Annotated in this window: 2 protein-coding genes and 1 tRNA gene; 1 reads left to right on the top strand and 2 read right to left on the bottom strand. The window is 39.5% G+C overall.

Annotation, left to right across the window (positions count from 1 at the left end; translation table 11 throughout):
* On the bottom strand, nt 1-7,368 hold a 7,368-nt coding region (locus tag IEV17_RS02435; RefSeq protein WP_194423761.1), incomplete at its 3' end, for a YDG domain-containing protein.
* Nucleotides 7,369-7,905: 537 nt separating this feature from the next.
* On the opposite strand from IEV17_RS02435, the gene IEV17_RS02440 reads away from it, so the two are divergent.
* The gene (locus tag IEV17_RS02440; protein WP_004662945.1) at nt 7,906-10,620 is read left to right on the top strand and encodes a M66 family metalloprotease; all 2,715 of its coding nucleotides are present in this window, start codon (nt 7,906-7,908) and stop codon (nt 10,618-10,620) included.
* Nucleotides 10,621-10,796: 176 nt separating this feature from the next.
* Here the strand turns inward: IEV17_RS02440 and IEV17_RS02445 are convergent.
* Nucleotides 10,797-10,870: transfer RNA gene (locus tag IEV17_RS02445), tRNA-Trp, on the bottom strand.
* Nucleotides 10,871-10,896 lie beyond the last annotated feature (26 nt).

Here is a 10,896-nt window from a genome sequence, read left to right on the forward strand (position 1 = left end):
AATGTTGGCTTGTGCTGAGGTATTCGCTGCAAGATCGTAGTTACCTGCATCTGTACCACTTAGATTGCCTGATACATTAACTGTCTTGTTTGAACCTGCATTTTTATCAGCAAATTGTCCTTGCGCATTCAGGTTAACTTGGTCACCTGTAATCAAACCATTCAAACTACCATTCACAATCGCACTAGTCGTACCGTCATAGACTTTGTCTTGAGCAGTGATGCTGCCTGTGATTTGCTTCTTGCTGATATTGGCGGTGACTTGTCCATTGGTCGTGAGTTCATAGTTATCTGCATCTAATCCAACCAAGCTACTTGAAGCCGTGACAACTTTGTTCTGACCTGCGTTCTTATCTACAAACTGTCCTGTTGTTCCAACACTAACTTGATCGCCTGTGATCACATCACTTGCATTCAAGCTGCCATTGACGATTGCATTAGTTGTGCCATCATAAACTTTGTCTTGAGCCGTTAATACGCCTGTGATTTGTTTCTTACTGATACTCGCTTGAGTCTGACTATTGGCTTGTAAGCTATAGTTGCCTGCATCTGTACCACTTAAATTACCTGATACATTTACATTCTTATTTGAACCTGCATTCTTATCGGCAAACTGTCCTTGGGCATTTAGGTTGACTTGATCACCTGTAATTAAGCCGTTCAAACTACCATTGACGATCGCACTGGTTGTACTGTCATACACTTTGTCTTGAGCTGTTAATACACCTGTGATTTGCTTCTTGCTGATGTTGGCTTGTGCTGATGTATTCGCTGCAAGATCGTAGTTACCTGCATCTGTACCACTTAAATTACCTGATACATTAACTGTCTTATTTGAACCTGCATTTTTATCAGCAAATTGTCCTTGCGCATTCAGGTTGACTTGGTCACCTGTAATTAAACCATTCAAGCTACCGTTTACAATCGCATTGGTTGTACCGTCATAGACTTTGTCTTGAGCTGTTAATACGCCTGTGATTTGTTTCTTGCTGATATTGGCAGTCACTTGTCCGCTAGTACTTAATTCATAGTTACCTGCATCTAATCCAACCAAGCTACTTGAAGCCGTGACAACTTTATTTTGACCTGCGTTCTTATCTACAAATTGTCCTGTTGTACCAACACTGACTTGATCACCTGTGATCACACCACCTGCGTTCAAGCTGCCATTCACAATCGCACTGGTTGTACCATCGTAAACTTTGTCTTGAGCCGTTAATACGCCTGTGATTTGTTTCTTACTGATATTGGCTTGCGCGAATGTATTCGCTGCAAGATCGTAGTTACCTGCATCTGTACCCGTTAAGTTTCCTGATACATTTACATTTTTGTTTGAACCAGCATTTTTATCTGCAAATTGTCCTTGTGCATTCAGGTTGACTTGATCACCTGTGATCAAACCATTCAAGCTACCATTGACGATCACACTAGTCGTACCGTCATAAACTTTATCTTGAACGGTGATACTACCTGTGATTTGTTTCTTACTGATATTGGCTTGGGTTTGACTATTGGCTTGTAAGCTATAGTTACCCGCATCTGTACCACTTAAATTACCTGATACATTTACATTTTTATTCGCGCCTGCATTTTTATCAGTAAAGTGTCCTTGCGCATTCAGGTTGACTTGGTCACCTGTAATTAAACCATTCAAACTACCATTCACAATCGCACTGGTTGTACCGTCATAGACTTTATCCTGAGCCGTTAATACGCCTGTGATTTGCTTCTTGCTGATATTGGCAGTCACTTGTCCGCTAGTACTTAATTCATAGTTACCTGCATCTAATCCAACCAAACTACTTGAAACCGTGACAACTTTATTTTGACCTGCGTTCTTATCTACAAATTGCCCTGTTGTACCAACACTAACTTGATCACCTGTGATCACACCACCTGCGTTCAAGCTGCCATTCACAATCGCACTGGTTGTACCGTCATAGACTTTATCTTGAGCGGTTAATACACCTGTGATTTGTTTCTTGCTGATATTGGCTTGTGCAGATGTATTCGCTGCAAGATTGTAGTTGCCTGCATCTGTACCACTTAAGTTACCTGATACATTGACCGTCTTATTCGAAGCTGCATTTTTATCGGCAAACTGTCCTTGCGCATTCAGATTAACTTGATCACCTGTAATTAAACCGTTCAAGCTACCATTCACAATCGCACTGGTTGTACCATCATAGACTTTGTCTTGAGCAGTGATGCTGCCTGTAATTTGCTTCTTACTGATGTTGGCTTGTGCAGATGTATTCGCTGCAAGATCGTAGTTGCCTGCATCTGTACCACTTAAATTACCTGATACATTTACATTCTTGTTTGAACCCGCATTCTTATCAGCAAATTGTCCTTGCGCATTCAGGCTGACTTGATCTCCTGTAATTAAGCCGTTCAAGCTACCATTCACAATCGCACTGGTTGTACCGTCATAGACTTTATCTTGAGCGGTTAATACACTTGTGATTTGTTTCTTGCTAATGTTGGCTTGTGCTGAGGTATTCGCTGCAAGATCGTAGTTGCCTGCATCTGTACCACTTAAATTGCTTGATACATTGACCGTCTTATTCGAAGCTGCATTTTTATCGGCAAATTGTCCTTGCGCATTTAGGTTAACTTGGTCACCTGTGATCAGACCATTCAAGCTGCCATTCACAATCGCACTAGTCGTACCGTCATAGACTTTGTCTTGAGCAGTGATGCTGCCTGTGATTTGCTTCTTGCTGATATTGGCGGTGACTTGTCCATTGGTGGTGAGTTCATAGTTGCCTGCATCTAATCCAACCAAGCTACTTGAAGCCGTGACAACTTTGTTCTGACCTGCGTTCTTATCTACAAACTGTCCTGTTGTTCCAACACTAACTTGATCGCCTGTGATCACATCACTTGCATTCAAGCTACCGTTTACAATCGCATTGGTTGTACCGTCATAGACTTTGTCTTGAGCTATTAATACGCCTGTGATTTGCTTTTTGGCAATATTAAGTGAACCATTTTCATATACGATATTATAGTTCGTAGTTGATGCTGCTCCAGCTACAGTGTTGGTATAACTACCTGCATTTCGATCGCTCGCACCAGAAGCAGTAACACCACTAAAGATATTTGCTTGATTGTTTGCATCATTGCCTTTCAAGCCTGAAATCGTAAATCCAGCGACATTCTGTACCTGACCATTATAGATCGTTGCTAGGCTATTTCCTTTAATTGTGGCAGTGGCTTTGGTAATGGTATATGTACCATTTACAAAAGTAAGATCATAGTTTTTATCGCCTTTTGCTGCATTACTATAAGCAACGGCATGCACATAATTTCCGGCATCTTTACGTGTTGCAACAGCATTCACCGCTAAAACAGACTCAGTTTCTCCATCAACTAAGCCATCTGCACGGAAACTATTAATTTGTTGGTTAAAACCATTATATTCACGCGTTTCATCCAGTGCGTAAACCGTTGCTTTCTTTTTATTAATAACAAACTTACCATCAACATACTCTATATCATAGTTTTTGGTACTGCTATTTTCGCCAGTCACCTTATTGGTATAAGTTCCTGCATCTTTACCTGAAGCACCTGTTATCGCGATATTTCCAAGTAAGGACTCAGCTTCCCCATTCACCAATCCATCAACCATATAATGTGGATTATTAATTGATTGAGTTTTACCGTTATAGATTGTTGAATCACTATTTCCAGTAACGGTAACTTTGGCTTTATTAATCGTTAAAGTGCCTTCATTTCCAATGAAATCATAGCCATGTTGGTTATCACTATAATAAATCGCTTTATAAAGACCTGCATCTGTTCCACTGGTTTGACCATTGGCAGTATATTTGCTGCTGTCTAATCCCCATACATCAGCAAAGTGTTGTTCTTTGCCTGTATAGGTTGTGGTCTTATCCGTAACAGATAAATCCTTAGTCGTCAAAAAGCTGCGTAGTAAAGGTACGCTTAGACCGTCATAAATACGCCATGCCGTCTGTTTCCCTCCTAATTTGCTATCTGCGTCAAGGAAAGTAAATTTAGATGCATCTTTCATTTCAGCATTAGTCAAACCAAAACTTGCACTACTCCCTGCGCTGTCATTTTGCAGCGTAGTCTCTTTATTCCAGTGACCATTACTCACAGTTGCGTTGTTATTATTTCCAACTAAACCACCAATCAGACTATTCCCTGTAACACGCCCAGTGGCATAGGCATTTTGGATCGTTGCTTGGTTTTGGTTACTTCCCACTAAGCCAGCAACATTGCTCAATCCACTCACAGCACCAGTTGCATAGGTATCTTTAATGATTGCATTTTGATTAGTACCGACCAAACCACCAACATGGTTCTGACCTCTAACTTGACTGGTTGAATATGCACTTTCTATTTTTGAACCATCTTGTTGCTGCCCAACCAATCCCCCCACAGCATCACCCGTACCTACAACCGATCCAGTACTATAAATGCTATACAGTTGTGAATTCTGTGTACTGCTTCCAACAACAGCACCTACATGGTTTTGACCTTTGATATTGCTATTCACGACACCAAAGTTTTTAAGATTGGCGTTCTGAATATAGCCAAATAAGCCAACGTTATCCGTGGTTTCACGATAAATATATAAATCTGAAATTTGATGACCTAAACCATCTAATTTACCTGTAAAAGCATGACTACTATCACCAAGCGGATTAAAGCCAATACCATTTGCATCACCCCAAAACTGTGAGTTTTTGGCATCAATATCATTGCCCAGTAAGTAATTACCTGCAAGATTTTGATTTATATTTTGTAGTTGATTTAGGTTTTGGATAACGCTGTAGTAACCACCCAATTGATCTTGTTTGTTAACGACTTGGTTTGGACCAATATGATCTTTAAAATACGGCGTAGTTTGATTATCAGCATTTGCCCAAATTTTATCAAAATCAAAGCCAACAAATTTATTGGCATTGAACATTTCATCACTGGTCAAACCACTGGTATTCGCACTGCCTGAACTGGTATCTAGTCCTGTTTTATTTTTATCCCAATAACTATTGGTTACAACACCCTGAACATTTTTGCCGAGTAAACCACCTACGGCTGTCGCCCCTGTCACTTTTCCAAGTGCATAGGTATTTTCAATCTTTGCAGCAAGGTTTTCTCCAACCAAGCCACCAACACGATCATTACCTGTGACTGCTCCAGTCGCATAAGCATTTTTGACCTCGGCGTCATAATAGTTATTTCCAACTAAACCACCGACATTTTTCTCGCCAGATACTGTCCCTGTTGCATAGGCATTATTGATTGTGCCGCCATGATTGTTATCTCCAACTAGACCACCAACAATATCTGTACCATTCACATTTCCAGAGGCATAGACATTCTCGATAACTGCACCATCATTGCCTCCAACTAAACCACCGATATAAGTTGAGTTTTGTGCCCCAGTGACATTCCCCGTCGCATAAACATTTTTAATAGTACTGCCATCAAAGTTTCCTCCGACTAGACCACCAACAGTCCCATAACCTTGAACCGTTCCTGTATTAAATACATTCTCAACCAAACTCTGATGTGTACTTTGCCCGACCAAACCGCCAACAAAACTATCACCAATCACTGAACCGCCAACCAAACCGACGTTACGAACTACAGCACCATCAATATGTCCAAACAATCCCACATCATAACTATAAGGTCGATTGATTGTGAGATGACTCACAGTATGCCCTAAGCCATCAAAACGTCCTGTAAAATAATCAAATTCATTACCGAGTGGATTAAAGCCTTTTTCGGCTCCAACACCCCAGTCTTTGGTCACTGTGGCATCAATATCTGTTCCAAGTACGTAATTACCTGCCAATGCATTATTGATATTTTGTAAAGCCTGTAAATCAGTCACAACCTTATAATCAATACGTTTGCTGACATCCGTACCTTTTTGCGTACTAAAATCTTGCCCTGCTTTTAAATTTATCTTAGCGCCATTTTTAATATAATAATTTGCACTCTCCTTGCCATTTTGCCCATATAACAACACTACTTTACCATCTTGGTTTTGTGCTGTAATACTGGCATTCACATTAATATCATGATGTGCTTTTAGCGTCAGTGTAGTGTCTTTATTCCATGTAACTGCCGCATTAACATTAATATCCCCCTTTTCTGACCCAGCATTTTGTGTTTCTAAAATGACGGAGGTGCTGTTCAAATTATTTTGTAATGTCGTTGCACCAATACCACTACCAGTTTGAGCAGCCGAGCCAGCATTGATACTAAAATCAGTTGGGTCAATCAGCCACGTTCCTGTTTTACCGCCATCAGATAAAGTCGAAACGTGTGTGCTATCTTCAATTTTCACCTGCGCTGCACTGGTTTCAATGAAACCACCAGCCTGACCATTGCGACCTTCTGATTTTAAAACACCACTGACATTAGTTGTGCCTTGTTGCATATCCGCAAGCAAAACAATTTCACCTTTGGCATTTTGACTCAAACGATTGGCTTCAATAATACCGCTGTGATTCACCACGGCTTTGCTTAAGCTATCTTTGGCTTTTGCAGTTAAATAAATTGCACCGTTATTGGCAAGAATCGCGCCACGGTTATCAATCAGACCTTGCAATGTCCCAATTTCAACTTTGTATTCAGTCAGTTGACCATCTTGTAATTTTAAGGTGATTTGATCTGCTGCGGTTAAATGGATCACACCATTATGTGCTTGAATCTGCCCTTCATTGATGACGGTTGGTGCAATAAATGCAACGACACCACCATTGGCAATAACCGAGCCATAGTTCTCAATACTGGCAGCATTCCCCTGATTTTGAAGCTTAAATTTTCCACTGATAATATCACTATCTGTGACATTCAATGTTGATGCCACAATCCCACCGACATTCACTTGTGCCGTTTTAGAGAAAATCACACCATTCGGATTCAATAAAAAAACTTGCCCGTTGGCATTCAGTTTTCCCATTATTTGACTGGCGTTACTATCCAAAACACGATTTACTGCAATCGAAGATGTATTCGGCTGATAGAAATTGACTGTCGCATTTTGCCCAATGTTAAAACTATCCCACTGGATACCTACATTTTGACTATTTTGATGAACATTTAACGTATTATTATTTTGACTCACTTGTGCAGAGCCAACTGTGACATTACCACCTGTTGGCAATTGTATATCAGATACTCCTGCCCAAAGTGAAATCGGAAGCAGTGCTAAACTTAATAAAGATAAACGTAGGGTCTGAAACCAAGTTTTTGTCTCTTTAACATGCCCTGTCACCGTTGAACTCTGACCGCCTCGCGAATGACTTCGTGTTAATTCCGAAGTCACTTGCCAACAACCTAAGCTTTTATTCCATACAGTTCTATAAACTTTATTCATTTCTACGCCACCCCCAAATTAATATCAGCGCCAAACTTAAAACTTCCATTTAAAAAATGGACTCAAAAATATAAGAATTATGTGTCCCCTCTATCATTTTTAATATAATAAAGGCAATTAAACACATTATTTAAGATATGAATTTTAAATAATAAAGGAGACACACAAAATAATCACAAAGATACATTAATTATATTTAATTTAAAACCCACTGCATTTTTAATTAAGACTAAAGATAATTAATAAATTAATTTAAAGCTCAATAAAACAAGCTTAACAAACCATTAATAATTATAATTTTTGCTAAAATGTGTCAAAAAATGTCATTCAATAACATAATCTTATGTTTTGAGAACACCACATCCATATTAAAAATTTACAAAGCAACATTAACACTTGGTTAAAAAAATAAGAACAATATCACGGAAATAATATATGTACTTTATATCGAATATATATACTCATCAATTAAATATAGGTTATATTATTTTAAAATTAATCCCTATTTAACACTTTATTAACTCGGTTAATTAAAATATGAGAAATGTGACAAAACCCTCAATAAGTACATTAAGCTTATGTATTTCACTCTTATTATTATCTGGTTGTGGAGGAAACTCTCAAGAAACAACTGATAATAATAAAACTGATTCGGCGACAAATGGTCAAGCAAAAGCACTTACGACAACAGGTGCTTATCCTGAGCCAAATAAAGATGTTTTTGATTCAAATACATTGGGATTCTACGATTACGACTTACAGGGTAATACACGACCTTTGCGTAATGATCTTGTCGGTAGTTTTGCAGCAATGATCCAATTTGCACAAAACCACACAGTAGATCCAAATGGTAACGAGGCGAAAAGTATGCCTCGTCTTACCAGTGAAAAAGATGCTCTCCTTTTAGTCACCCCAAATACCGACATGGGTGAGGTGCAACAACTGAATGCAGAAATCTATTTAAATAGTCGTTTAATACGTCGTGTTGCATTACAAGAACCCACTCAAATCCCCGCCTCAGACCAATCTAACGGCGATGCTCGCCCAAGAGTTCAATACTCTAAACGCACATGGACAGCAGCCCTTAACTGGGATGAAGTCAAACCAGGTTTAAATATTCGTATTGTAGATCCTGTTAGTCTTAAAAATGGGCGACTCGATACACAATCGATTGATTTTGGAGCGCCGGGTGAATTAGTGGTTCAAAGCATTCGTTTGGGCATGCTCACCGCACCTCGACAATCTAGCGGTCACTATATGCTGAACGAACCAGAAAAAGCGGGTACTGATTATTTTGAAACGATTCCTGCGGCAAAAATGATCGTCACAAAGTATGATGACATGCAACTGAATCAAGTCATGGTTGCAAGTGGTGTCATTTATAATGACAAAAGCGCCACAACAGGTGATGTCTATAGTGGTGATATGCGAGAAAATACTGCTAAATCAACATTTAGTACAGGAATTAACCTTGCAAACTGGGGTGTAACCAGTGCATCAATGTCAAGCCAAGAACAACCTCAACTGACTCAAAGTGCAGTCATTCACCATGCTTGGGGTAAATACCAAAATGGTGATGTCAATCACGGCTTAAGCGGTGGTAATGGTATCTTAACGCTGATCGATTCTGTGGGTAATGAATTTAGTCATGAAATTGGGCATCACTATGGTTTAGGGCATTATCCTGGACAAAATGGTGAAAACTACTTTTGGTCAGCTCATCATCCAGACAGTGGATGGGGTTATATTGCTTATCGCAACCGTATGCGAGGCAATTTAAACTGGAATAATACAAATCTAGAAAATCGCTTAGGTGGAACGCCAATTTTCCAAAATGCCTATACTTACGGCACTGATGCTATGGCAGGAGGTAATTACTCTAGCTCCCTTTCCCGTTTTACCCATTACACGGGTTACAGCACACAGCAAAAAATTCAACCAGCATTTGATCGTGCAGTTTGGGATTCCAACTCTCCAACAGGATATAAGCGTTGGAACGCGACAACTCGCCAAATGGATGTCACTCAACCTAAAGTTCCAAACTCAAATCAAGTTTGGTACAACCGCCCAGATGGCAATTATTTAAAACCTACTCAATTTGGTGTACCAATTTTTACCATTTTAGGTGGCTATGACCCTGTTAACCAAGTCGGTCTGCTTTATCCTGCAGCACGTGGTAATTGGGGGAATGTGTTCTCACTCCCTCAAGCACAACTAGGTCTTGCAAATGCAAGCTGTTGGATCAATGTCAAATATGTACTAAAAGCTGAGGAAAACATTGCGCTCGCACCAAATCGAATGAATGGAAATGCAAATAAATTGCACATTAATTTGGCTCAAAGCGATGCACCACTGAGCGTTGATTTATACTGTAAACGCGCCAATGAACAAGCCAATAAACTTTCATCAATTGTTATTCCAAGTTATGCCCAACCTCTACCTGCTGCTGTAACGATTGGTAAGGAACAAGGTTATAAAGCTTTACGCAAAGTTGAACTCCCACAATTAGAACAAGCTTTACTCAGCAATCAAGGCAAGCTCATCGCTAATTTATCTCCAAATAATAAAATTCTTTATGATTCTTATAAGAATTTTAAAAACGAACTTTCAACAACTGCGCAGCAAGAATTAGAACGTTTTAGCAACCAACAAGAACAGCTATATCGCTTAAACCGCTGGGTCAATGTATATCGTAGTGACTTAACAGCAAATGTGAGCGCTGCTCATACTGCTTTAAAAAGCTTTGTTGCCCAACTTAGTCTTTCCAATAGTAATCCATTGGCTGGTGCCACTATGTTGGTTATGCCAAACATGAATTTGGCATGTCTCAAAACAGAAATTTCGAGCAGCACAGGAAAACCAAGCGTATATATGAGTGGCAAAAATGGCTGTACAGGTGATAACGCTAGTTTATGGGTTTATGATGCTGTAGGTAAAATCCATAGCGTACAATATCCTGAGCTCTGTTTATCAGGTGCAACCCTTGCTAGCTGTAATAATGGTGTAAGCAATCAGATTTGGGAAACACCTGTAACAGGGTCAACACAGCAATTCCGTCAAGGTAATTCTTGCCTCGATTTGAGTGGTGGTGGTGCGCCAGCCGCAGATGGTCGTGGTACTTTAATCACATACGGTTGTGGCAGTGGAAATAATCAAAAATGGACGATTACCACAGCTAGCCAAAACTTTATTTTAGCTGCTGCTACAGGGCAAAATTTACCACTTTTGGCAACTGCATTAGCAACACCATAATCGATCAATATATAAAATAAGAAAGTTAAGACTAGGAAGCCTATGTGTTACCTAGTCTTTTTATATAGGTCAAAACAGGCTATGTATGCTTTGAGCAAATATTTCTATGCTTTTACTCAAGCATCAAATTGAGAAAATAAAAAAGCCCTTGTAAATACAATGGCTTTTTATTTATTTGGCAGAGGATCAAGGACTCGAACCTTGACGAACGGTTTTGGAGACCGTCATGCTACCATTACACCAATCCTCTATAACTGCATGATCAATTCATTTCTG

The sequence above is a fragment of the Acinetobacter modestus genome (genome assembly GCF_014636095.1).
Taxonomy (GTDB): domain Bacteria; phylum Pseudomonadota; class Gammaproteobacteria; order Pseudomonadales; family Moraxellaceae; genus Acinetobacter; species Acinetobacter modestus.